Source organism: Stenotrophomonas sp. YJH_SMC_130 (assembly GCF_059369035.1).
On sequence record NZ_JCAFSH010000009.1, the window covers coordinates 108528 to 132247 of the forward strand.

General features: G+C 67.1%; 25 protein-coding genes. 8 read left to right on the top strand and 17 right to left on the bottom strand.

Annotated features, from left to right (window positions below; all coding sequences use genetic code 11):
- Positions 1–6: 6 nt before the first annotated feature.
- Positions 7–1191, bottom strand: coding sequence for a multidrug efflux RND transporter periplasmic adaptor subunit SmeD (smeD, locus tag AC5P5V_RS12610; RefSeq protein ID WP_134968362.1), 1185 nt, complete (start codon positions 1189–1191; stop codon positions 7–9).
- 207 nt (positions 1192–1398) lie between these two features.
- Here smeD and smeT point away from each other — a divergent pair, with 207 nt between their 5' ends.
- Both smeT and AC5P5V_RS12620 read left to right on the top strand, forming a co-directional pair.
- Entirely contained in the window at positions 1399–2058 is a 660-nt protein-coding gene (gene smeT, locus AC5P5V_RS12615; protein ID WP_005419430.1) for an efflux transporter SmeDEF transcriptional repressor SmeT, read from the top strand.
- Positions 2059–2103: 45 nt separating this feature from the next.
- The gene (locus AC5P5V_RS12620; protein ID WP_134968363.1) at positions 2104–3096 is read left to right on the top strand and encodes a Gfo/Idh/MocA family protein; all 993 of its coding nucleotides are present in this window, start codon (positions 2104–2106) and stop codon (positions 3094–3096) included.
- A 96-nt stretch (positions 3097–3192) separates the two neighbouring features.
- Here AC5P5V_RS12620 and hslU read toward each other — a convergent pair whose 3' ends face one another.
- From hslU to AC5P5V_RS12660, 8 genes are all read right to left on the bottom strand, one after another.
- Positions 3193–4566, bottom strand: coding sequence for an ATP-dependent protease ATPase subunit HslU (gene hslU, locus AC5P5V_RS12625; RefSeq protein ID WP_026347094.1), 1374 nt, complete (start codon positions 4564–4566; stop codon positions 3193–3195).
- A 94-nt stretch (positions 4567–4660) separates the two neighbouring features.
- Positions 4661–5212, bottom strand: coding sequence for an ATP-dependent protease subunit HslV (gene hslV, locus AC5P5V_RS12630; RefSeq protein ID WP_005411093.1), 552 nt, complete (start codon positions 5210–5212; stop codon positions 4661–4663).
- A gap of 85 nt (positions 5213–5297) precedes the next feature.
- A complete protein-coding gene (gene xerC, locus AC5P5V_RS12635) occupies positions 5298–6194 on the bottom strand; it encodes a tyrosine recombinase XerC (RefSeq protein ID WP_134968364.1) in 897 nt (298 codons plus the stop codon).
- A 16-nt stretch (positions 6195–6210) separates the two neighbouring features.
- Positions 6211–6885, bottom strand: coding sequence for a DUF484 family protein (locus tag AC5P5V_RS12640; RefSeq protein ID WP_134968365.1), 675 nt, complete (start codon positions 6883–6885; stop codon positions 6211–6213).
- Positions 6882–7733 carry a diaminopimelate epimerase gene (dapF, locus tag AC5P5V_RS12645; protein WP_061479703.1) on the bottom strand — a complete coding sequence of 284 codons (852 nt, stop codon included), beginning with the start codon at positions 7731–7733 and terminating at the stop codon, positions 6882–6884. The genes AC5P5V_RS12640 and dapF overlap by 4 nt, the downstream gene beginning before the upstream one ends.
- Positions 7726–7998 carry an LPS translocon maturation chaperone LptM gene (gene lptM / locus AC5P5V_RS12650; RefSeq protein WP_134968366.1) on the bottom strand — a complete coding sequence of 91 codons (273 nt, stop codon included), beginning with the start codon at positions 7996–7998 and terminating at the stop codon, positions 7726–7728. Before lptM ends, dapF begins: the two co-directional genes overlap by 8 nt.
- Positions 7999–8080: 82 nt before the next feature.
- On the bottom strand, positions 8081–8506 hold the full coding sequence (locus AC5P5V_RS12655; protein WP_061479705.1) for a YbaN family protein: 426 nt from the start codon (positions 8504–8506) through the stop codon (positions 8081–8083).
- A 54-nt stretch (positions 8507–8560) separates the two neighbouring features.
- On the bottom strand, positions 8561–10672 hold the full coding sequence (locus tag AC5P5V_RS12660; RefSeq protein WP_134968367.1) for a S9 family peptidase: 2112 nt from the start codon (positions 10670–10672) through the stop codon (positions 8561–8563).
- Positions 10673–10815: 143 nt separating this feature from the next.
- Here AC5P5V_RS12660 and AC5P5V_RS12665 point away from each other — a divergent pair, with 143 nt between their 5' ends.
- Positions 10816–12000: a pyridoxal phosphate-dependent aminotransferase gene (locus tag AC5P5V_RS12665; RefSeq protein WP_061479706.1), complete on the top strand. Its 1185-nt coding sequence runs from the start codon at positions 10816–10818 to the stop codon at positions 11998–12000.
- A gap of 109 nt (positions 12001–12109) precedes the next feature.
- On the opposite strand, the gene AC5P5V_RS12670 is transcribed toward AC5P5V_RS12665, so the two are convergent.
- A complete protein-coding gene (locus AC5P5V_RS12670) occupies positions 12110–14206 on the bottom strand; it encodes a prolyl oligopeptidase family serine peptidase (RefSeq protein ID WP_134968368.1) in 2097 nt (698 codons plus the stop codon).
- A gap of 69 nt (positions 14207–14275) precedes the next feature.
- Positions 14276–14575 carry a hypothetical protein gene (locus tag AC5P5V_RS12675; protein ID WP_061479865.1) on the bottom strand — a complete coding sequence of 100 codons (300 nt, stop codon included), beginning with the start codon at positions 14573–14575 and terminating at the stop codon, positions 14276–14278.
- A 128-nt stretch (positions 14576–14703) separates the two neighbouring features.
- Between AC5P5V_RS12675 and AC5P5V_RS12680 the strand changes: the two genes are divergently transcribed.
- On the top strand, positions 14704–15303 hold the full coding sequence (locus tag AC5P5V_RS12680) for a lipocalin family protein (protein ID WP_134968216.1): 600 nt from the start codon (positions 14704–14706) through the stop codon (positions 15301–15303).
- 71 nt (positions 15304–15374) lie between these two features.
- On the opposite strand, the gene AC5P5V_RS12685 is transcribed toward AC5P5V_RS12680, so the two are convergent.
- From AC5P5V_RS12685 to AC5P5V_RS12705, 5 genes are all read right to left on the bottom strand, one after another.
- Positions 15375–15674 (bottom strand): HigA family addiction module antitoxin, encoded by a 300-nt coding sequence (locus tag AC5P5V_RS12685; protein ID WP_061479867.1) that lies wholly within the window; start codon positions 15672–15674, stop codon positions 15375–15377.
- Positions 15675–15684: 10 nt separating this feature from the next.
- Positions 15685–15909: a type II toxin-antitoxin system RelE/ParE family toxin gene (locus AC5P5V_RS12690; protein WP_429001060.1), complete on the bottom strand. Its 225-nt coding sequence runs from the start codon at positions 15907–15909 to the stop codon at positions 15685–15687.
- Positions 15910–16123: 214 nt separating this feature from the next.
- Positions 16124–16813 carry a methionine ABC transporter permease gene (locus AC5P5V_RS12695; RefSeq protein ID WP_065196496.1) on the bottom strand — a complete coding sequence of 230 codons (690 nt, stop codon included), beginning with the start codon at positions 16811–16813 and terminating at the stop codon, positions 16124–16126.
- Complete coding sequence (locus AC5P5V_RS12700) at positions 16810–17817, bottom strand: methionine ABC transporter ATP-binding protein (RefSeq protein ID WP_005419464.1); 1008 nt, start codon at positions 17815–17817, stop codon at positions 16810–16812. The genes AC5P5V_RS12695 and AC5P5V_RS12700 overlap by 4 nt, the downstream gene beginning before the upstream one ends.
- 179 nt (positions 17818–17996) lie before the next feature.
- On the bottom strand, positions 17997–18893 hold the full coding sequence (locus AC5P5V_RS12705) for a DMT family transporter (RefSeq protein ID WP_019660712.1): 897 nt from the start codon (positions 18891–18893) through the stop codon (positions 17997–17999).
- 153 nt (positions 18894–19046) lie between these two features.
- Here AC5P5V_RS12705 and AC5P5V_RS12710 point away from each other — a divergent pair, with 153 nt between their 5' ends.
- The 3 genes from AC5P5V_RS12710 (at position 19047) to AC5P5V_RS12720 (ending at position 20996) form a co-directional block, all read left to right on the top strand.
- The gene (locus AC5P5V_RS12710; RefSeq protein WP_005419468.1) at positions 19047–19529 is read left to right on the top strand and encodes a YajQ family cyclic di-GMP-binding protein; all 483 of its coding nucleotides are present in this window, start codon (positions 19047–19049) and stop codon (positions 19527–19529) included.
- Between the two features lie 100 nt (positions 19530–19629).
- Positions 19630–20196, top strand: a complete 567-nt coding sequence (locus tag AC5P5V_RS12715; protein ID WP_061479870.1) for a DUF1415 domain-containing protein — start codon at positions 19630–19632, stop codon at positions 20194–20196.
- Positions 20193–20996, top strand: a complete 804-nt coding sequence (locus tag AC5P5V_RS12720) for an SDR family oxidoreductase (RefSeq protein ID WP_134968215.1) — start codon at positions 20193–20195, stop codon at positions 20994–20996. The genes AC5P5V_RS12715 and AC5P5V_RS12720 overlap by 4 nt, the downstream gene beginning before the upstream one ends.
- 110 nt (positions 20997–21106) lie before the next feature.
- On the opposite strand, the gene AC5P5V_RS12725 is transcribed toward AC5P5V_RS12720, so the two are convergent.
- Positions 21107–23137, bottom strand: a complete 2031-nt coding sequence (locus AC5P5V_RS12725; protein WP_061479871.1) for a M3 family metallopeptidase — start codon at positions 23135–23137, stop codon at positions 21107–21109.
- A 165-nt stretch (positions 23138–23302) separates the two neighbouring features.
- On the opposite strand from AC5P5V_RS12725, the gene AC5P5V_RS12730 reads away from it, so the two are divergent.
- On the top strand, positions 23303–23707 hold the full coding sequence (locus AC5P5V_RS12730; RefSeq protein ID WP_061479872.1) for a hypothetical protein: 405 nt from the start codon (positions 23303–23305) through the stop codon (positions 23705–23707).
- The last annotated feature ends 13 nt before the right edge of the window (positions 23708–23720 follow it).

The window sequence follows — 23720 nt, forward strand, 5'->3', positions numbered from 1 at the left end:
CTCCGCTTACTTCGCGTCGCCGGCCGGGGCGGCAGGCTGGGCGGCGGCCGCCGGCTTGGCCGGTACGTCGCCCTTTTCGGTGGCCTTGACCGGCATGCCGGGGCCGATCTTCTGCAGGCCTTCCACGATGACCTTGTCACCGGCCTTCAGGCCGTCCTCGACCAGCCACTTGTCGCCAACCGTGCGGCTGACCTTGACCGGGCGTACTTCGACCTTGTTGTCCTTGCCGACCACCATCGCCGTGGTATCGCCCTTCGGATCGCGGGCGATGCCCTGCATCGGCACCAGCACGGCATCACTGCGCACGCCGCCGCCGATCACCGCACGCACGTACATGCCCGGCATCAGCAGGCCGTCCGGGTTGTCCACCTTCACGCGCAGGCCGAAGCTGCCGGTGGTCGGATCGACGCTGACTTCGGAGAACTCCAGCGTGCCCTTGTGCTCGAAGGTGCTGCCGTCTTCCATCAGGATGCTGACCGGCAGGGTCTGGTTGTCCTGCAGGCGGCCGGCAGCCAGTTCGCGGCGCAGCTGCAGCAGCTCGGCCGAGGACTGGGTCAGGTCGACATAGATCGGATCCAGCTGCTGCACCGTAGCCAGTGCATTGGCCTGGCCGGCGCTGACCAGCGCACCCTGGGTGACGCTGGACTTGCCGATGCGGCCGCTGATCGGCGCGGTGATGCGGGCGTAGCCCAGGGTGACGTTGGCTGCGTCCAGCGATGCCTTCGCGGCACCGACATCCGCCTCGGCCTGCTTCTGCGCGGCCACGGCATTTTCCAGGTCCTGCTGGCTGACCGCATCGACCTTGGCCAGCTCGGTGATGCGCTTGGCGCTCAGCCGGGCGGCGTTGGCGGTGGCCTCGGCGCGGGCCAGCTGGGCGCGGGCACTGTTGGCCTGGGCGCGGTAGCTGGCGTCCTCGATCTGGTACAGCGGCTCGCCGGCCTTGACCATGCCACCTTCGGTGAACAGGCGCTTGGCGACGATGCCATTGACCTGCGGCCGCACTTCGGCGACCAGGAAGGCGTTGGTACGGCCCGGCAGTTCGCGGGTCAGGCCCACGGTCTCGGACTTCAGCGTGACCACAGTGACGTCACCCGGGCCCTGCTCGGGGGCCTGGGGTTGGCCGCCGCAGGCAGCCACGGTCGCGGCGATCGCCAGCGACAGCGCAAAGGGTCGGATTCGGCTCAGCAACATGACGGAAAGGCTCTTAGGGGAAGGAATCTCAAATCGCGCTGATACAGGCCGAAAGCGCCAGCAGGCAACGCTCACCAGCGGGGAGTGGAAGCCGGACCGGCCTGCCACGCACACGACGGGAATGATGGGAGCGAAATATACATACATGCTTGTTTGTTTGTAAACCGGTACAATTCAGCCACGTTTCACCCGCACTCGTACCCATCCATGGCCCGCAAGACCAAAGAGGACACCCAGGCAACCCGGGAAGGCATCCTTGACGCCGCCGAAGCCTGCTTCCATGAACACGGCGTGGCCCGTACCACGCTGGAGATGATCGGTGCCCGCGCCGGCTATACCCGCGGTGCGGTCTACTGGCACTTCAAGAACAAGAGCGAGGTGCTGGCCGCGATCGTCGAGCGCGTGCATCTGCCTTTCATGCAGGAGCTGGAGCGCACCTCGACCGACCAGCGCGACACGCCGGTGCACGACCTGCGCGCAGTGATGATCCACTCGTTCATCGAACTGTCCGAGGACGAGCGCCTGCGCAAGACCATGGAGATCATGCTGCGCAGCGATGCGTCGGCTGACACCAAGGTGCTGACCGAAATGCAGCAGGCCGGTTTCCGCGATGCGTTGGACCGGATGGAGCGCGCCCTGCGCCGCGCCCGCGATCTGGGCCAGCTGCGCGAGGGTGCAGACCCGAAGATCGCCGCACGCATGCTGCACGCCACCGTGCTCGGCGTACTGCACGGTGCGATGGTCGAACCGGAACTGATGGACCTCAAGCGCGATGGCATGCTCGCACTGGACATGACCCTGGCCGCCTACGTGAAGGACGGCGTGTTCGTTCCCGGCACCGTGCCCGAGCCGCTGCCCGAGGCATGAGCGGGGTCGCTGTGGCCACCGCAGCCCCAATGTGAGGACAGACGCATGATCCTGGACAACGTGGTGTGGGGCTTCATCGGCTGCGGCAGCGTCACCGAGAAGAAGAGCGGCCCCGCCCTGGCCACCACACCCGGCTCACGGGTGGCGGCGGTCATGCGCCGCAATGCCGCATTGGCCGAAGACTATGCGCGGCGCCACGCGGTGCCACGCTGGTACACGGATGCCGACGCGCTGATCGGCGATCCGGACGTGAACGCTGTGTACGTTGCAACACCGCCCTCCACGCACATGCAGTACGCATTGCAGGCGATTGCGGCGGGCAAGCCGGTCTATATCGAGAAACCCATGGCCCTGGACCTCGCCGAATGCGAGCGCATCCTGGAAGCCAGTGCACGCCGTGGCGTGCCCGTGTTCGTCGCCTACTACCGCCGCGCCCTGCCCCGATTCGCGCAGGTGAAGCAGCTGCTGGACAGCGGCGCGATCGGTACACCGCGCAGCGTTCGCGCCACCCTGCATCGGCCGCATTCGGTGAATGCCGCATCGCCGGACTTCTGGCGGACCAATCCCGCGATCTCCGGCGGCGGGCTGTTCGTCGATCTGGGCTCGCACACCTTGGACCTGCTCGATCATCTATTGGGTCCGCTGAGCGATGTGCGCGGCCTGGCCAGTTCATTGGCCGGCGCTTACGCCGCCGAGGACAGCGTCTCCATGTGCTTCCGCATCGGGCCAGGCGTGCATGGCATCGCGCAATGGAGCTTCTGCGCGTTCCGCCGCCAGGATGAGATCGAGATCACCGGCGACCGCGGCCAGCTGCGTTTCGCCACCTTCGAGGATGTACCGGTGGTGCTGGAGACCGAAGCCGGTGTGCAGACGTTCGACATCCCCAACCCGTCGTCGATCCAGCAACCGTTGATCGCGCATCTGGTGGACGAGTTGCGCGGCAGCGGCCGTTCGCCCTCGACCGGCGTAAGTGCTGCCCGCACCAGCGCGGTGATCGACCAGGTGCTGCAGGACTACCGCGCCCGGCAATCGTGCTGAGCGCCAACGCAAAAGGCCGCCCTGCGGCGGCCTTTTCTGTTGCAGTGGATGGAGTCAGGGCCCTCGCCGTGACGAGGGATCCGACCGGATCGGGCGTTACAGGATGTAGCGGCTCAGGTCCGGGTCCTGCACCAGCTCACCCAGGTGTGCATCGACGTAGGCGCTGTCGATGGCCAGGGTTTCGCCATCGCGGTCCGGTGCCTCGTAGCTGAGCGAATCCAGCAGGCGCTCCAGCACCGTATGCAGGCGGCGCGCGCCGATGTTTTCCTGGCGCTCGTTCACCTGGAAGGCGATCTCGGCCAGGCGCTCGATGGCATCGGCGGTGAAACTGACCTTGACGCCCTCGGTGGCCAGCAACGCTTCGTACTGCTTGGTCAGCGCAGCCTTCGGCTCGGTCAGGATACGCACGAAATCACCCTTGCTCAGCGCACCCAGTTCCACGCGGATGGGGAAACGGCCCTGCAGCTCCGGAATGAGGTCGCTGGGCTTGGCCAGGTGGAACGCGCCCGACGCGATGAACAGGATGTGGTCCGTCTTGATCGTGCCGTACTTGGTGGACACGTTCGAGCCTTCCACCAGCGGCAGCAGGTCGCGCTGCACGCCTTCGCGGGAGACATCGCCACCGCCCACGTTGTCGCCGCGCTTGGCAACCTTGTCGATCTCGTCGATGAAGACGATGCCGTGCTGCTCGCAGGCCTCGATCGCCGCAGTGCGGATATCGTCCTCGTTGACCAGCTTGCCGGCCTCTTCCTCGATCAGCAGCGGACGCGCGGCCTTGATGGTCAGCGTGCGCTTGTGCGCCTTCGCGCCGCCACCCAGGTTGGCGAACATCGACTTCAGCTGCTGGCCCATTTCCTCCATACCCGGCGGGGTCATGATGTCCATGCTGACATTGGCCGCCAGGTCGAGCTCGATCTCACGCTCGTCCAGCTCACCGTTGCGCAGCATCTTGCGGAACTTGATGCGGGTCTCGTTGTCCTGCGCCGACGGTTCGTTGCGGGCGACTTCAGGATCGAAACCGATGCCGCCGCTACGACGCGGCAGCAGCGCATCGAGGATGCGGTCTTCGGCGCGTTCTTCGGCCTGGGTACGCACGCGCACCTTGGCCTGTTCGCGGTACAGCTTGACCGCGGTATCAGCAAGGTCGCGGATGATCTGCTCGACGTCCTTGCCGACGTAGCCCACTTCGGTGAAGCGCGTGGCTTCGACTTTCACGAACGGCGCGTTGGCCAGCGTAGCCAGGCGGCGCGCGATCTCGGTCTTGCCGACACCGGTCGGGCCGATCATCAGGATGTTCTTCGGCATCACTTCATTGCGAAGCTCCGGCGCCAGCTGCATGCGGCGCCAGCGGTTGCGCAGGGCAATGGCCACGGCACGCTTGGCGTCGTGCTGGCCCACGATATGCCGGTCCAGTTCCTGCACGATCTCGCGCGGGGTCATGGTGGCGGAGGAAACTTCGATCTTCGACATGGATGTGCTCACGGATTCAGATGCATGTAGAGCCGAGCCATGCTCGGCTGACGGGCAGCCCTGCCGAGCATGGCTCGGCACTACAGAAGAGCGGTCACAGCTCCTCAACCACCACGTTGCGGTTGGTGTAGATGCAGATGTCGCCGGCGATGCCGATCGCCTCGCTGGCGATGGTGCGCGCATCCAGTTCGGTGTGCGCCATCAACGCGCGCGCGGCCGATAGTGCATAGGAACCACCGGAGCCGATGGCGATGATGCCGTCCTCCGGCTCGATCACATCACCGGTGCCGCTGATGATCAGCGAGGTTTCCTTGTCAGCCACTGCCAGCAGAGCTTCGAGCTTGCCCAGGCGGCGCTCGGTGCGCCAATCCTTGGCCAGCTCGACCGCAGCGCGCTGCAGCTGGCCGTGCTTTTCCAGCTTGGCCTCGAACAGCTCGAACAGGGTGAAGGCATCGGCGGCGGCACCGGCGAAACCGGCCAGCACCTGGCCGTCGCGGCCAAGGCGGCGCACCTTGCGCGCGTTGCCCTTCATCACGGTGTGGCCCAGCGTGACCTGGCCGTCGCCGGCAATGGCCACGTGCTCGCCGCGACGGACGCAGACGATGGTGGTGGCGTGGAAAACGTTGGGGTTCTGACTGGGGTCCATGATGCCTCCGGGGTGACAGAACCAGAGGTGGGGACTGCGCTGCGCCCTTCAAGCCACCCGCGACCGGCTGACGCAGGGGCAACGTTCAGCTTTCTCCGCTGCCCTCATTGCTGCGTCGACGCTTGGCGCGCGGATGCGCGGCGTCGTAGACCTTGGCCAGGTGCTGGAAATCGAGGTGGGTATAGATCTGCGTGGTGGCGATGTCGGCATGGCCCAGCAGCTCCTGCACACCACGCAGGTCGCCGGACGATTCCAGGATGTGGCTGGCGAAACTGTGCCGCAGCATGTGCGGATGCACCTGCTTGAACAGGCCCTGGCGCTGCGCCAGCTGGCGGATGCGGATCTGCACCGCACGCTGGCTGATTGGCCCGTTGCGACCGGGGAACACCGGCGATGCCGGACCACCGCCACTTTCCGCGCGCCACGCCTGCAGCGCTTCGCGTGCCGGCCGCCCGAACGGCACCCGGCGCTGGCGGTTGCCCTTGCCCAGCACGTTGACCAGCCCGCTGTCGAAATCCAGGTCGCGCCAGGTCAGCGCGCAGACTTCGCTCAGGCGCAGGCCGGAGGAATAGAACAGTTCCAGCAGCGCACGGTCACGGCGGCCGAGGTCACCTTCCGGCTCCAGTTCGACCAGCTGCACCGCCTCATCGGCGTCAAGGACCTGCGGCAACCGGCGCGGCGCGCGCGGTGCCTTCAGCGTCGCTGCCGGACTGACCTCGATGCGCCCGTGCTTGAGCAGCCAGGCATAGAAGCTGCGGCAGGCCGACAGGCGGCGTTGCAGGCTCTTGGCCGACAGGCCGCGGCGATGCTCGTCGGCGACGAACTGGCGCAACGCATCGGCATCGAGCGCCTCCACCGCTACGCCACGCGGTTCGGCCCAGACCGCTAGCGCGTCCAGGTCGCGGCGGTAGGCGTCAAGCGTATGCGCCGACATCCGCCGCTCCACCTGCAGGTGCTGCAGGAAGGCCTGTACCGCGCTCATCGTCGTCCGGTCCTGCTCAGTCGTGGAAGCGCTTCAGGCCAGTGGCCAGGGCGTCGCCCATCATGCGCAGGAACAGCGTGCCCATGCCCGGGTAGAAGCGGTTCGGGTCGTGGCTGCCGACCGCGATCAGGCCGACGCCCGGCAACGGCAGCAGCGCGGTGGTCTGCACTTCCTCGCTGCGCACGCCGTACAGGACGGCATTCTTTTCCGGCTGCAGGCGGCCGCAGATCGGCTCGCCGTCGTTCAGGCAATCGCGGAACGGGCCCAGTTGCGGATCATCGGCAGCAATCACCTGCAGCCAGTCGGCCTGTTCCAGCCCGGCCACCGGCGCATGCACCACCAGCCGCACCAGGTCGCCGGCGAAGTCTTCCTGCAGCGATGCGGCCATCGCGCGCAGGGTATCGGCCGCGTTGTCCTGCTTCATCAGTGCCAGGGTCAGCTGGTGCGTGCGCACTGCCAGGCGTTCATTGACCTGTGCGGTGGCGCCCAGGTCGGCCAACCGTCGTGCCAGCTCGCGGTTCTTCTCGCGCAGCACTTCCAGCTGGTAGCTGGCCAGCGATGCGGTCGGGCCGTCATCGCGCGGCACCACCAGGGTCAGGGCCAGGTCCGGGAACTGCTTGAGGAAGCCGGGATGCCGCCGCAACCAGGCAGCGACTTCATGGGCCCCGAGCTTGTCGACGGTTTCGTTCATGCCATCCACTCCCCTTCGAAGACGAATGCGGTCGGGCCCGCCATCACCACCGGCTGGCCATCGCCCGGCCACTGGATGCGCAGGTCACCTCCGGGCAGGCTGATGCGCGCATCGCGCTGCAGGCGGCCGCGCTGCATCAGGGTCACGGCGGCGGCGCAGGCGCCACTGCCGCAGGCCAGGGTCTCGCCGACACCGCGCTCGAACACACGCAGGCGGGCGTGCGCCGGGCCCATCACCTGGGCGAAGCCCACGTTCACCGAGCGCGGGAACGACGCGTGCTGCTGCAGCAGCGCACCGACGCGCTCGACCGGTGCAGCATCGATCAGGCCCACTTCGATCACCGCATGCGGGTTGCCCATCGACACCGCAGCAAAGCGGACGCTCTCGCCCTGCAGCGGCAGCAGGTATTCCTCGCGCGGGTGGGCGAAGCCCATCAGCGGCACGTTGGCCGGCTCGAAAGCAGGCACGCCCATCGTCACCGCAAACTGCCCTTCGCCCAGCACCCGCACCTCATGGCTGGCCAGCGGGCTGTCGATGACGAACGCATCGCCCTGCGCACTGCCCTCGCGCACCAGCCAGGCCGCGATGCAGCGCGCGCCATTGCCGCACTGCTCGGAATTGGAACCGTCGGCGTTCCAGATGCGGTACGAGGCCACCGAGCCTTCCGCACGCGGCGCCTCGATGGTCAGGATCTGATCGCAGCCGACGCCGGTGTGGCGGTCGGCCAGGCGCGCGGCCAGTTCAGGCGTGGGCGGCGCAGTGCCGTCACGCAGGTCGATCACTACGAAGTCATTGCCCGCGCCATGCATCTTGCTGAAGCGCAAGGCCCTGGAACCGGCCTTACTCATTCCCGCTGCCCGCCTTCTTCGCTGGCGCGGGTGCCGGCTGGGTGGTCGTTGCAGCCGGGTCGACGGTCGTGGCCGGGGCAACGGCGCCCTGGCCCTCGGCCGGGGTCGCCTCGGTGGCGGGCTCGGCAGCGGGTTCGACGGTTTCTTCCACCGGCACCGGCTTCTGCGGCAGTACCAGCGGGCCCTTGTTGCCGCAGGCGGCGAGGAGCAGCAGCGAGGCCGCTGCCAGCGGAATCAGGATGGCGTTTCGATGGGGGATCTTCATGCCCCGAGTATAGCCATTGGCGGCTGAGCGGTTCGTGCAGGGAATCGGGTTGCCGGCCAGCGGCCGGCACTACCGCAGGCGCTCAATCCGCGGGCGGTGGCAACGGCCGCGTCCACAGCCAGATCGCCACCACGGTCATGCTGCCGATCGAGAACCACTTCACCCAGGCGACCGGCACGCACCACAGCATGATGCAGGCGCACACCGCCATGGTGATCGTGGCCATCCACTTGCCGTAGCGGCTGACCGCACCATGTGCCTGCCAGTTGGCGATGGCCGGGCCGAAGCGCGGGTGCTGCAGCAGCCAGGTGTGCAGGCGTTCGGACCCACGTGATGCAGCCCACGCCGAGATCAGGATGAATACGGTGGTCGGGAGGCCCGGCACGAAGATGCCGACGATGCCGGTGCCCAGGCTGACGTAGGCCAGCAGCCACCACGCCCAGCGGAAACGCACCACGCGCGGTGGCGTGGCGGTATCGCGGGATGCGGAGGGCTCGGGCAGGCTCATGGCCGCAAGGATAACGGTTCGGGGTGCCCGGCAACGCCCGGCACCCCTTCGCCGTTACGGCTGGGCGATGCCCAGCTGCTGCAGCACGAACGCGTACGACTCGGACAGCTCGCGGTAGCGCTGGAAGCGCCCCGACTTGCCGCCGTGGCCGGCTTCCATGTTGGTGCGGAACAGGATCGGGTAGGGGCCGGTGTTGTGATCACGCAGCTTGGCCACCCACTTGGCCGGCTCCCAGTACTGCACCTGCGAATCCCACAGGCCGGTACCCACGAACAGCGCCGGGTACGCCTGCTGCTTCACGTTGTCGTAGGGCGAGTAGGACAGCATGTAGTCGTAATACGGCTTCTGCTCCGGGTTGCCCCACTCATCGTATTCGTTGGTCGTCAGCGGAATGGTCGGGTCGAGCATGGTGGTGACCACGTCGACGAACGGGACCTGCGCCACCATCACCCGGTAATCCTGCGGGGCCTGGTTGGCCACCGCGCCCATCAGCAGGCCACCGGCGCTGCCGCCGGACGCGGCGACACGATCCTTCGCCGCCCAGCCCTGTGCGACCAGGCCGCGGGTGACGTCGATGAAGTCGTTGAAGGTGTTCTGCTTGTGCAGCAGCTTGCCGTTCTCGTACCAGTCGCGGCCCATTTCCTGGCCGCCGCGGATATGGGCGATGGCATACACCACGCCGCGGTCGAGCAGGCTCACCGCCGTCTGGTTGAAGTACGGGTCCATCGACATGCCGTAGCTGCCGTAGGCGTACTGGAACAGCGCGCCCTTGCCGTCCTTCTGGTAGCCCTTGCGGTAGACCAGCGACACCGGCACCTTCACGCCATCGCGCGCGGTGATCCAGACGCGGTCGGTTTCGTACTTCGAGGCGTCATAGCCGATCACCGGCTGCACCTTCAGCTGGCGACGCTCGCCGGTGGCGGTGTTCAGCTCGAACACCGTGGTCGGGGTGGTCATCGAGGTGTAGACGTAGCGCAGCCACGGCGTGTCGGCCTCGGTGTTGTCGCCCAGGCCCATCGAGTACGCCGGCTCATCAGCCTTCACGTAGTCGCTGCGGCCATCCTTGAACAGCAGGCGGATGCGCTCCAGGCCCTCGGAACGTTCGGCGATGGCGGTGTAGCTGTCGAACAGCTCGAAGCCTTCGATGAACACCGCATCGTCATGCGCGATCCAGTCCTTCCACTGCGCACGCGAGGTGGCATCGGTCGGTGCGGTGACCAGCTTGAAGTTCTTCGCACCGTCGTTGGTGCGGATCACCCAGCGGCCGTCGTAGTGGTCGGCGTCGTACTCGACGTCACGCTGGCGCGGGGCCAGCACGGTGAAGGTGGTCGGATCGCTGGCCGGTGCGTAGCGCTCTTCCGAGGACACCGTGCTGTGCACGCCGATGGTGATGAAGCGATCGTCGCGGGTGCGGCCGATGCCCATGTAGAAGCTGTCGTCCTTCTCTTCGTAGACGACGGTGTCGGCGCTGGCTGGAGTGCCCAGCACGTGCTTCTTCACGCGCACGGTGAGCAGCGTTTCCGGATCGTTCTCGACATACAGCACGGTGCGGTTGTCGTCGGCCCAGACCAGGTCGCCGGAGCTGCCGGTGATCACATCGGGCAGCACCTTGCCGGTGGCCAGATCCTTGAAGCGGATCGTGTACTGGCGGCGGCCGACATCATCATCGGCCCAGGCCAGCAACTGGTTGTCCTGGCTGACCTCCATCGAGCCGACGCTGAAGTAGCCCTTGCCCGCAGCCATCGTATTGACGTCCAGCAGGATTTCCTCGGCGGCCTCCATGCTGCCCTTGCGGCGTGCGTGGATGGGGTAATCCTGGCCGGTCTCGAAACGGCTGTAGTACCAGTAGCCGCGCTCGCGCGCCGGCACGCTGGAATCGTCCTGCTTGATGCGGCCGACGATCTCCTTGTACAGGGTGTCTTCCAGTGGCTTCAGCGGTGCCAGCAGCTGATCGGCGTAGGCATTCTCGGCCTGCAGGTAGGCCAGCATGTCCTTGTCCGTGCGCTTGTCATCGCGCAGCCAGTAATAGTCATCGTTGCGGGTCGCGCCGAACGGCGCCTTGACCACGTGCGGATGCCTGGCGGCGTCCGGCGGAACGGGCGGAGTGGCGGCGGTAGCAGTCGTGGTCATCAGGCTGGCGAGCAACAGGCAGAGGGTGGACTTCATGAAGTAGGGTTCCTGGCGCATCAATGCAATGGTCTTCGGCGGGGTCAGATCCCTTTTCCCGAAAAGGGATCTGACCCCAATCGCAGCCAAGCGGCAACCCTGCGGATCGTCATGGGCCATGCCGACCGGCGTACCATGGATCCATGAGTACCCTGCCCCACACGCCGGGCTACAGCCGGCGCAGCCATGAAATCGCCCCGTTCCATGTGATGTCCCTGCTGGCCCGCGCGCAGGCGCTGGAACAGGCCGGCCACGATGTGATCCACCTGGAAATCGGCGAACCGGACTTCACTACCGCCGAACCGGTCGTGCGGGCCGGCCAGGCCGCACTGGCCGCCGGCCATACCCGCTACACCGCCGCACGCGGCCTGCCGGCCCTGCGCCAGGCGATCAGCGGTTTCTATCGCAGCCACTACGGTCTGGACATCGATCCTGAACGCATCCTGGTCACCCCGGGTGGGTCCGGTGCGCTGCTGTTGGCCAGCAGCCTGCTGGTCGATCCCGGCCGCCACTGGCTGCTGGCCGACCCCGGCTACCCCTGCAACCGCCACTTCCTGCGCCTCGTCGAAGGCGGCGCACAGCTGGTGCCGGTCGGCCCGGACACTGCGTACCAGCTCACGCCGTCCCTGGTGGAACAGCATTGGAATGCCGACAGCGTCGGCGCGCTGGTTGCCTCACCGGCCAACCCGACCGGCACCGTGCTTTCCGCCGACGAACTGGCTGCACTGTCGCAGACCCTGCACGCGCGGGGCGGCCACCTGGTGGTGGACGAGATCTATCACGGCCTGACCTACGGCCTGGACGCGCCCAGCGTGCTGCAGGTGGACGACAACGCATTCGTACTGAACAGTTTTTCCAAGTACTTCGGCATGACCGGGTGGCGGCTGGGCTGGCTGGTGGCGCCGCCGTCCGCAGTACCGGATCTGGAGAAGCTGGCGCAGAACCTGTACATCAGCGCCTCGAGCATCGCCCAGCACGCCGCGCTCGCCTGCTTCAGCGAGGAATCCATGGCGATCTTCGAGCAGCGCCGCGACGCGTTCCGCCAGCGTCGCGACTTCCTGCTGCCCGCACTGCGTGAGCTGGGCTTCCGTATCGAAGTCGAGCCACAGGGCGCGTTCTACCTGTACGCCGACGTCAGTGCATTCACCGACGACGCGCAGGCATTCTGCGCGCATTTCCTGGAAACCGAGCACGTGGCGTTCACCCCGGGCCTGGATTTCGGCTTCCATCGTGCCAACCAGCACGTGCGCCTGGCCTATACCCAGGAGGTGCCGCGATTGCAGGAGGCGGTGGCGCGGATTGCGCGCGGATTGAAGCATTTCCGGTAGCGCCGGGCCATGCCCGGCGGCATCCTGCCGCGCTACGCGCGCGCCGGGCATGGCCCGGCGCTACCCGATAACGGAAAACGCCGCCCTGGGGCGGCGTTTTCCGTTCTGCTTACTTGCCGCCCAACCGCTCCCACAGGAAGCTGTAGGCCAGCGCCGACATGTGCGCGGCCTGCGCGTTGTTGGCGGCGCCGCCGTGCCCCCCTTCGATGTTCTCGTAGTAGGTCACGTCCTTGCCGGCGTCGATCATCTTCGCCGCCATCTTGCGGGCATGCCCCGGGTGCACGCGGTCGTCGCGGGTCGAGGTCGTGAACAGCACCGGCGGGTAGTTCTTCTTCGCGTTGAACAGGTGGTACGGCGAGAAGGTCTTGATGAACTCCCAGTCACTGGTATCCGGGTTGCCGTACTCGGCCATCCATGAGGCACCGGCCAACAGGTGGCTGTAGCGCTTCATGTCCAGCAACGGCACCTGCACCACCACCGCACCGAACAGCTCCGGGTACTGGGTCAGCATGTTGCCGGTCAGCAGGCCACCGTTGCTGCCGCCCTGCACGCCCAGGTGCTTGGCGCTGGTGATCTTGCGCTTGACCAGGTCCCGCGCCACTGCGGCCATGTCTTCGTAGGCCTTGTGGCGGTTCTGCTTCAGCGCCGCCTGGTGCCAGCGCGGGCCGTACTCGCCGCCACCACGGATGTTGGCCACCACGTACACGCCGCCCTTCTCCAGCCAGGCGCGGCCCATGCCACCGGAATAGCTCGGGGTCAGCGAGATCTCGAAGCCACCGTAGCCGTACAGCAGCGTCGGATTGGAGCCATCGAGCTTCATCGCCCTGTCGTGCACCACGAAGTACGGCACGCGGGTGCCGTCCTTGCTGGTGGCGAAGTGCTGCTCGATCACCTTGCCCTTGGCATCGAAGAAGGCCGGCATGGTCTTCAGCGTTTCCGGGGCCTGGCCGATCTCGGCCAGGGCCAGCGTGGTCGGGGTCAGGTAGTCGGTGGCGGTCAGCCACACCGCGTCGCTGTCATTGCTGTCCACTGCAGCCACGCCCAGTGTGCCGAAGGCAGGGGCGCCGACGAAGCGGCTGGTCTTCCAGCCATCTGCGCCCGGGGTCAGCACCGACAGGCGGTTCTTGACGTCGTCCAGCACGTTCAGCACCAGATGGCTCTTGGTCCAGGTGGCGCTGGCCAGCGAGGTGGTCGCGGTCGGGGTGAACAGCACCTCGAAGTCGCGCTTGCCGGCCAGGAAGTCGTCCAGCTGGGTGGCCAGCAGCGAACCGGAGGCATAGGTCTTGCCGCCCACGGTCCACGGATCGCGCAGCTCCAGGGTCAGCCACTGCTTGTGCAGGCCCTTCTCGGCCGAATTCGGCGCATCGATCTTGGTCAGCGTGCCGTCGTCGCCACGCAGGTAAAGCTCGTTGTTGTAGAACGCCAGCGTGCGGCTGACCAGGTTGCGCTCGAAGCCCGGGGTGTCATCGTGCATCGCCGCGATGTACATGTCTTCCGGCTTGCCTTCGTACACCACGGTGGCCGAGGCCATCGGCGTGCCGCGCTTCCACAGCTTGGCCACGCGCGGATAGCCGGACGTGGTCATCGTGCCGGCACCGAAGTCGGTGTAGACGAACACGGTGTCGCGGTCGACCCAGTTGAGGCCCCCCTTCGACTCCGGACGGAAGAAGCCGTCCTTGATCCAGGTCTTGTTGGCCAGGTCGAACTCGCGGGTGACGTCGGCGTCGGCGCCGCCGCGCGACAGCGCGATCAGGCAACGGCTGTAATCCGGGCGCAGGCAATCGGCGCCGTGCCAGACCCAGTTCTCACCCTCGGCCTTGTTCAGCGCATCCAGGTCGAGCACGGTCTCCCACTGCGGCGACGCCTTGCGGTACTCGGCCAGGGTGGTGCGCCGCCACAGGCCGCGCTCGTGCTGCTGGTCCTTCCAGAAGTTGTAGTAGTAGTCGCCGATCTTCTGCACGCCCGGAATCTTGGCATCGGAGTCGAGCACCTCGCGGATGCGGGTCTCCATCTGCTTGAAGGCCGGGGTCTGCGCCAGGCGCGCCTCGGACTTGGCATTCTGTTCCTTGACCCAGGACAGCGGCTTGTCGCCGGTGACGTCCTCCAGCCAGGCGTAGCGGTCGGTATCTTCAGCGGCCACGGCGGTCCCCACCGAGGCAGCGGTCATCATGCCGGCCAACAGGCAGGCGGAAGCGAGTCGTGACATTGCAGCTCCAGGCAGTCATAAGCCGTGGAACGCTAGCACGGAATGCCGCGGCCTCCCCCGTGTCGAAGGTCAGGCCGTGGCCGCCGGGCCGCGCCGGCGACGCGCCTGTCCACCGGTACGCCGCACCTTCGGCAGCCGCGACAGGCGCGGCAGCGGGAAGCGCAACAGCGCCCACCAGGCCGCGAGCGGCATGCCGATCAGCCACATCGGCAGCCAGCCCAACCACGCGCTGCTGCCACGTGCCGCTGGCCAGACCAGTACCAGCGCCAGTCCGGCCAGCACCAGTTGCCGCACGCCACGCAGCAGGCGCGGGTCGGCGCGTTCGATGATGCGTTCAGTTGCAGGGTGACGGACGGAACGTGTGTTCATGGGCCTTCTCCGGTAGACAATGCAACACAGCTTGGGCAAGCCCCTTCTCACAGATTGCGACACCATTGACGGATCGCGCACGCTCAGTCGACCATGCTCAGGCAAAGCCCTCCTGAGCCCGCTCCCGCATGACTTCGATCCGCCCGCTCTGCGCCGTGTTGCTGGCCCTGTCCCTGGCGGGCCCCGCCATGGCGGTCGGTGAGCCGCCATCACCCCGTGCCAGCGCCCCGCGCGCCGATCCGGATGCCCCGATCGACCTCAAGCGCTTCATGGGCACCTGGTACGTGATCGGCCGCGTGCCGAACTTCATCGAACGCGGGCACGTCGCCAGCGTCAACGAGTACGAGTTGCGCGACGAGCACAAGGTCGGCATCACCTACCGCTACCGCGACGGCTTCGGCGAACCCCTGCAGGAGATCCGCGCACGCGCCAGCGTCGACCCGGACAGCGGCAACCACGGCTGGCGCACCTGGTTCTACCGCGTGGTGCCGACCCACTCCCGGGTGCTGGACGTCGCCCCGGACTATTCGTGGGCACTGATCGGCTACCCGGGCCGCGAGATGGCGTGGATCTTCTCGCGCACGCCGGACATGGACAAAGCCCTGTACAAGGAGCTGGCCGAGCGCCTGCGCGACGAGTACGGCGTGAACACCGACAAGCTCAAGCGCGTGCCGCAGCATCCGGAACAGGTCGGCAAGCTGGGCTACGAAGTCCCGAACGTGCGCTGAGAAAGCGTCGCCGGGCATGGCCCAGCGCTACCTGAACGATACCGGGCCATGCCCGGCGGACGTGACGTGCCTTACGCCGCCCGCGGCTGCACGCGGCGCTCGATCTCGCCAAGCGTGGGCAGCGTCTTCAAGTCGTAAGTCGCCTGCAGCGCCAGCCACGATGCGGCATCACCTCCGAAATGGCGCGCCAGCCGGGCAGCAGTGTCGGCGGTGATCGCACGTTCGCCATGGACGATGGCATGCAGGCGGGTGGCCGGAACATCCAGTTCCCTCGCCAGTGCATTCACGCTCAGAGCCAGCGGGGAAAGGAACTCCTCTCGCAGGATCTCGCCGGGATGGATGGCCCGCATGCGATTGTTGGTTGGCTTCATGGCGAATGCCTCAGTGGTAGTCAACGATTTCCACGGATTGCGGACCGCTGTCGGTCCAGATGAAACACAGCCGCCACTGATCGTTGATTCGCAGGCTGTGCTGCCCTTTGCGGTCGCCAGCCAGTGCCTCCAACCGGTTGCCGGGCGGACTGCGCAGGAACGCCAGCGTCTGTGCCGAGTCAAGCATCTGCAGCTTGCGTTCCGCTGCCCGTCGAATCGGCAGCCAGGCGCGCACGCAGTGGCCTTCAAACAAGGCGCGGGTGTGCTTGCAACGGAAGGACCGGATCATTCCGCAAAACGTATTACGTCACACGGAATATACCAAGCAACTGGATGTGCTGCCAGTCCCGGTTCGGTGATTCAGGTTTTCAATGGATCGATTGCGTCATGCCGCCGCCGGGCATGGCCCGGCGCTACCCGAACGACGCCGGGCGACGCCCGGCACCGGGTTACTTGCGGCTGTAATGCGCGACCAGGCGGTCGCCGAGCATCTGCAGCAGCTGCACCAGGACCAGCAGCAGGACCACGGTGACCAGGGCCACGTCGGTGTGCGAACGCTGGTAGCCATCGCGGAAAGCCAGGTCGCCGAGGCCACCGGAACCGATCGCACCGCCCATCGCAGTGAAGCCGATCAGGGCCACGGTGGTGACGGTGGCACCGGCGATCAGGCCGGGGCGCGCTTCCGGCAGCAGCACGCGGGTCACCAGCTGCCAGGTGGTGGCGCCCATCGCCTGGGTCGCCTCGATGACGCCTCGATCCACTTCGCGCAGCGCGGTCTCGACCAGGCGCGCATAGAACGGCGCTGCGCCGATCACCAGCGGCACGATCGCGCCGCGCACGCCCAGCGAGGTTCCCATCAGGAACAACGTGACCGGAATCAGCACGATCATCAGGATGATGAAGGGCACCGAGCGCAGCAGGTTCACCACCAGTGCCAGCGCGCCATAGGCGAACGGCCTCCGCTTCATCTGTGGCGCGCCGAACAGGTACAGCAGCACGCCCAGCGGCAGGCCGATGGCCAGGGTCAGCGGCAGCGAACCGAGCAGCATCAGCAGCGTGTCGAGGGTGGCCTGGCCGATGTCGGCCCACTTGCCCGCATCCAGGTGACGGAAGAAGCCGCCAGCAGCAGCAATGATCATCGACGCAGCTCCTCGACGTGCACGCCGGCGGCCACGAAGGCAGCCTGCGCGGCGGACTGGTCGCCGCCCACCAGGGCGACCACCAGCTGGCCATACGGGGTGTCCTTGATCCGGTCGATACGCCCGGACAGGATGTTGTAGTCGACCCCGGTCTGCCGCGCGACGCTGCCGAGCAGGGGTTCGTAGGTGTCGCCACCGAGGAAGGTCAGGCGCACGATACGGCCGCCAACGGCATCGAAATCACGGTGCAGCGCGCCCTCGTCCACATGCTCCGACTCGCTGACGAACCGGCGCGTGGTCGGATGCTGCGGGTGCAGGAACACCCGGGTGACCGGACCGGTTTCGACCATCTGGCCGGCATCGAGCACCGCAACGCGGTCGCAGACACGGCGGATCACGTCCATCTCGTGGGTGATCAGCACGATGGTCAGGCCGAGCTCGCGATTGATCTTCGACAGCAGCGACAGCACCGAAGCAGTGGTCTGCGGGTCGAGCGCACTGGTGGCCTCGTCGCACAGCAGGATCTGCGGACGGGTCGCCAGCGCGCGGGCGATACCGACGCGCTGCTTCTGGCCACCGGACAGCTGCGCCGGATACTTCTGCGCATGCGCTTCCAGGCCCACGGTCTGCAGCAGCTCGGCCACGCGCGCGTCGATTTCCGCCTTCGGCGTGCCGGCCAGTTCCAGCGGGAAGGCGACATTGCCCGCAACCGTGCGCGACGACAGCAGATTGAAATGCTGGAAGATCATGCCGATGCGCCGGCGCAGCGCGCGCAGGCCGTCCGCGTCCAGCGCGGTGACATCCTCACCACCGATCAGCAGCCGGCCACCGCTGGGTTCTTCCAGGCGGTTGATCATGCGGATCAGGGTCGACTTGCCGGCGCCGGAATGGCCGATGATGCCGAAAACCTCACCGGCCTCGATGGTCAGGTCCAACGGTTGCAGCGCGCTGATCTCGCGGCCGGCAACGGCATAGGATTTGTGCAGGCGCTGGAACTCGATCACGGGCGTGGCTCACCGGCTGGGTGACGGAAGGGGGCGTGCAGCCTACCAGCGCAGGCGGTCGCGCGCCCGCGCCATGGGCCAGAATGTTATTCCTTTTGGTTCTAACGTGCCTGCTCCGGCGCGGGTTCCGGGGTCGGATCCCCGCAGGGGCTCTGACCCCCCTCCCCGGCCAAACCCGTTCAGGGATGATCCAGCGGCTTCGGCGGCTCCTGCCTGTTCACCCGCTCGCGGTGCAGCAGGTAAAGCCCCGAAGCCACGATGATTGCCGCGCCCACCCAGGTATAGCCATCGGGCAGCTGACCCCAGAAGGCCAGGTCCCAACCGATCACCCAGACCAGCCCGCTGTACTCCAACGGCGCGATCATCGAGGCCTCGCCCAGCTGGAAGGCCCTGGTCAGGGCGATCTGGCCCAGCGCCCCGGCCAGGCCCATGCCACCGATCAGCGGCGCATGTGCCAGCTGCAGTGGCACCCAGCCGGGAAGGGCCAGCAGCCCGGCACCGATGGCCATGATCACCAGGAACCAGACCACCATCGACTGCGAGGTATCTGTGCGGGTCAACAGGCTGACCGTGATCGCGGCTACGGCATAGGCGGTGGCCGCGGCCAGCACCATCAGCCCCGGCACCGAGATGAAGCCATCGACGCCCGGCCGCAGCACCACCAGCACACCGACCAGGCCAATCCCGATGGCGACCCAGCGCCGTGGCCCGACCCGCTCGCCCAGCAGCGGCACCGACAATGCGGCGATCAGCAGCGGGGCAACGAAATAGATGGTGTAGGCAGTGGACAGCGGCAGGTCGCGCAGGGCGAACACGAAGCAGCCGATCATCGCCATGCCCAGCGCACCACGCAGCAGGTGCAGCCCCCAGCGGCGCGGCACCAGTGAACGCGGCCCGGCGCTGGCCAGCACCCAGACCAGCACGAACGGCAACGAGGCCGCGCCGCGCAGGAAGGTTACTTCCAGGGTGGGGTAGCTGGCCGACAGCTGCTTCATGCCAGCGTCCATCAGCGAGAAACAGGCGACTGCAGCGACCATCCAGGCCACCGCACGCGAAGGGGAGCGTTGCACGTTCATGGCCCATTATCGCCCGGTCGTCGCTTTCTGTAGAGCCGAGCCCACGCTCGGCTGCCCTTCACAAAGCCGCCGAGCATGGCTCGACTCTACAAAGGGCGGGCATGGGGCCCTCGCGATAGAATGGCTGCCACTGAATCCTGCGGAGCATCGCCCATGCCTTCCTTCGACGTCGTGTCTGAAGTCGACACCCACGAACTGACCAACGCCATCGACCAGGCCAACCGCGAACTGGCCACCCGCTTCGATTTCAAGGGCGTGGATGCCAAGTTCGAACGCGATGGCGATGTGATCAACCAGTTCGCGCCGACCGAGTTCCAGCTCAAGCAGATGAACGACATCCTGCGTGCACGCCTGGCCGCGCGCGGCATCGATGTGCTCAGCCTCGAATTCGGCGACATCGAGACCAACCTGGCCCAGGCCCGGCAGAAGATCACCGTCAAGCAGGGCATCGAGCAGAAGATCGCCAAGAAGATCGCCGCTGCGCTGAAGGAGGCCAAGCTGAAGGTTGAAAGCCAGATCAATGGCGACAAGCTGCGCGTGCAGGGCAAGAAGCGTGATGACCTGCAGGACGCCATCGCCGTGCTCAAGGCCGGCAAGTTCGAGCTGCCGCTGCAGTTCAACAATTTCCGCGATTGATCTGGCCGCCGGGCATGGCCCGGCGCCGGCACCTGCGGTAAGACGGTGCGTTGCAAGCGACGCGCCTACAATGTCCGCCCCGCCAGCCGACGTGCCCGCCATGACCGACGCCCAACTGCCCACCGAGGACCCGATCGCCGCCACCCGCCTGTGGCTGGAACGCATCGTCATCGGCCTGAACCTGTGCCCGTTCGCCAAGGCGGTCTACGTGAAGGACCAGGTCCGCATCGTGCTCAGCGATGCGACCACGACGGAAGCCCTGGTTGAGCAGCTGGCCGAGGAACTGGTCCTGCTGCGCGATACGCCGGCCGAGCAGATCGATACCACGCTGATCGTGCATCCGCAGGTGCTGACCGATTTCCTCGACTACAACGACTTCCTCGACAACGCCGACGCGGCGATCGAGGCGCTGGACCTGCAGGGCATCCTGCAGGTGGCCAGCTTCCACCCCGACTACCAGTTCGACGGCGTGGCCGCGGACGACGCCAGCAACTACACCAATCGCGCGCCCTTCCCCACCCTGCACCTGCTGCGCGAAGACAGCGTGGCGCGCGCGGTGGACGTCTATCCGGATCCGGACGTGATCGTCGAGCGCAACATCCAGACCCTGGACCGCATCGGCGTGGACGGCTGGCATCGCCGCCTGCGTGGCGAAGACCTGTCGTGAGCACGGTGCCGCCGATTGCCGCTTGGCCGGCCGCGCCGCTGTCGGGCAAGGTGGTGCTGGTCACCGGCGGCGCCAACGGCATCGGCCGTGGCATCGCGCAGGCCGTGCTCGGCGCCGGTGGCCGCGTGCTGATCGGCGACCTCGACGTGGAGGCCGGCGAGGCGTGCCTGGCGGAATGGCAGCGTGGTGAGGATGCCGTGTTCCAGCGCCTGGACATCACCGACGAAGCCAGCGTGCGCGCCTTCATCGCCGTGGCCCTGCAGCGTTTCGGCCGCATCGACGGCCTGGTCAACAACGCGGGGATTGCCAGCCCGCACGGCACGCTGCTGCAGGACATGGACTGGGACGAGTGGCAGCGCCGGCTGTCTTCGCTGCACGGCGCGTTCCTGTGCAGCAAGCATGCGTTGCCGGCGCTGACCACCAGCGCCGCCGGTGCGATCATCAACATCGCCTCGACCCGCGCCTGGCAATCCGAAGCACACAGCGAAGCCTATGCCGCAGCCAAGGGCGGACTGGTGGCGTTCACCCATGCGCTGGCGATCAGCAGCGGCCCGGCGGTGCGGGTGAACAGCATCAGTCCCGGGTGGATCGGCACCTGCGAGTGGCAGGCACCCTCACGCCGACACGCACCGGAGTATTCGGCCACCGACCATGCGCAACACCCGGTCGGCCGCGTCGGCCAGCCGGAGGACATCGGTGCGTTGGCCGTGTACCTGCTGTCATCACTGTCCGGTTTCAGCACCGGCCAGGATTTCATCGTCGACGGCGGCATGACCCGGAAGATGATCTACGCCGAATGACCGCTGTGCGGTAGCGCCGGGCCATGCCCGGCGGCTCTTCTTGCCGCGCCGCGCTGCGCGCTCGCCGGGCATGGCCCGGCGCTACCGGGATGCACCGCGTTTTTTTGCGTTTACGCCATGCCCGAGTGGCGCAGCAGCGCATCGATCTGCGGCGCACGGCCGCGGAAGGCCTTGAAGTTGTCCGCCGCCGGGCGGCTGCCACCGCGCGACAGGATCTCATCACGGAAGCGTGCGCCGGTTTCAGCCAGTGCCTGCGGCGCTTCCTCGAAGGCGGCATAGGCGTCGGCGCTGAGTACCTCGGCCCACTTGTAGCTGTAGTAACCCGCGGCGTAACCGCCCGCAAAGATGTGGCTGAACTGGTGCGGGAAGCGGTTCCAGGCCGGCGGGTGGTTCACCGCCACTTCCGCGCGCACGCGGTCGAGCAGCGCCAGCACGCTGTCCTGCGCTGGTTCGAACTGGCTGTGCAGCAGCATGTCGAACAGGCCGAACTCCAGCTGGCGGACGGTGGCCATGCCGCTGTGGAAGTTGCGCGCGGCCAGCATGCGCTCGTACAGCGCGCGCGGCAGCGGCTCGCCACTGTCCACGTGCGCGGTCATCGCCTGCAGGTGGTCCCATTCCCAGCAGAAGTTCTCCATGAACTGGCTGGGCAGCTCCACCGCATCCCATTCCACGCCGTTGATGCCAGCCACGCCCAGTTCGCCGATGCGGGTCAGCAGCTGGTGCAGTCCGTGGCCCATCTCATGGAACAGCGTGGTCACTTCGTTGTGGCTGAAGGTGGCCGGCTTGCCGTTGGCACCGCGGCCGAAGTTGCACACCAGGTAGACCAGCGGCGTCTGCACGCTGCCGTCGGTGCGCACGCGACGGTTGCGGCAATCATCCATCCACGCCCCGCCGCGCTTGCCCTCGCGGGCGTACAGGTCCAGGTAGAACTGGCCAACCAGCGCGCCCTGCGCATCGACCAACCGGAAGAAGCGCGCATCCTCGTGCCACACCGGCGCGCTGTCCTCCTGCACGCGCAGGCCGTACAGCTGCTCGATCACCGAGAACAGGCCACCCAGTACCTTCGGCTCGGTGAAATACTGCTTCACCTCCTGCTCGGAATAGCTGTAACGCGCCTGCTTCAGGCGGTCGGCGGCGAAGGCCAGGTCCCAGGCCTGCAGGCTGTCGATGCCGAGCTGTTCGCGCGCGAACTGCTCCAGCTCGGCGCGGTCCCTGGCCGCGAACGGCTTGGCACGCGCGGCCAGGTCACGCAGGAAACCGAGCACTTCGGCCGGGTCCTGCGCCATCTTGGTCGCCACCGAGTAATGGCCGTACGAATCGAAGCCGAGCAACGCAGCCAGTTCGGCGCGCAGGGCAAGGATGCGGTCGATGTTGCCGCTGTTGTCCAGTGCGTCATCGCCGAATTCGGACGCACGCTGGGCGCTGGCGCGGTACAGGATCTCGCGAAGGTCGCGGTCCTCGCCCCAGGTCTGCACCGGCAGGTAGCACGGCATCTGCAGGGTCAGTTTCCAGCCGGCCTTGCCGTCCTTCTGTGCTGCGGCATGCGCGGTGGCCTTCACGTCTTCCGGCAGGCCCTTCAGCCGCGCTTCGTCTTCGATGATCAGCGACCAGGCATCGGTAGCGTCGAGCACGTTCTGCGAGAACTTCGCCGACAGCGCCGACAGTTCTTCCTTGATCGCAGCAAAACGCTGCTGGGCCTCGGGCGCCAGCTCGGCGCCGCCGAGGCGGAAGTCGCGCAGGGTGTTGTCCAGCACCTTGCGCTGGGCTTCATCGAAATGCGCCGCCTCCGGGCTGGCGGCCAGCGCCTGGTACTGCCGATACAGCGCCAGGTTCTGCCCCAGCGCACTGGCGAAGCGGGTCACTCGCGGCAGGTTGCTGTTGTAGGCCTCGCGCAGCTCCGGGGTGTTGACCACGCCCTGCAGGTGGCCGACCAGGCCCCAGGCGCGCCACAGGCGCTCGGTGGCATCGTCCAGCGGGGTCACGAAGGTCTGCCAGGTGACCGGCTGCACCTGCTCGGCTGCGCTGACGGCGGCTTCGGCCTCGGCCAGCAGCACATCCAGCGCCGGCGCCACGTGCTCGGGGCGGATCGCCTCGAAGCGCGGCAGGCCGGAAAAATCGAGCAGGGGGTTGGCAACGGTCACGGCAGGTCTCCAGGGTACGGGCCCGGCAGGCGGGCAGCCCGGTAGATATGGCGCTGCCAGGCATCGCTGACAAGGGGGCACGGCATTCACATCGGCCTTACGCACGCCCCCCGAAGCTCTGGGTGCGGGGGAGTCCGCAGCGGCACGTACCGAACGAGGCCCTACATGGATGGTCTGGCTGCAGTTGCATCCGCCTCACCGGCGCGGTCGCTGGCACTGTCTGCCAGCGCGGCCGAACTGGCCTGGATCGCCGCGCTGTGCGATGCCGGCGACGACGCCCCGCGCCACCTGCAGCAGTTGCAGGCGGTGCTGCAGCAGGGCGGCACGTTCAATGAAAGCCAGGAGTGGTACCCGTTCGAAGTGGTCGAGCGCGGCGCCAGCCAGCTGCAGCTGGGCCATGAGCGCGAGTTCGTGATCTGCGTGCTGCTGTGGTTGCAGGCATTGGCCCAGGGCCGCGCCAGCATCCTGGATCCCACCCTGCACCTGGATGATCGTGCGATGGACATCGAGGCGTTGCCTGATGCGCTTCGCGACGCGGTGCTCGACGCGTTCACCGCGGCGGGGTACTGAGACACCGTCGCTT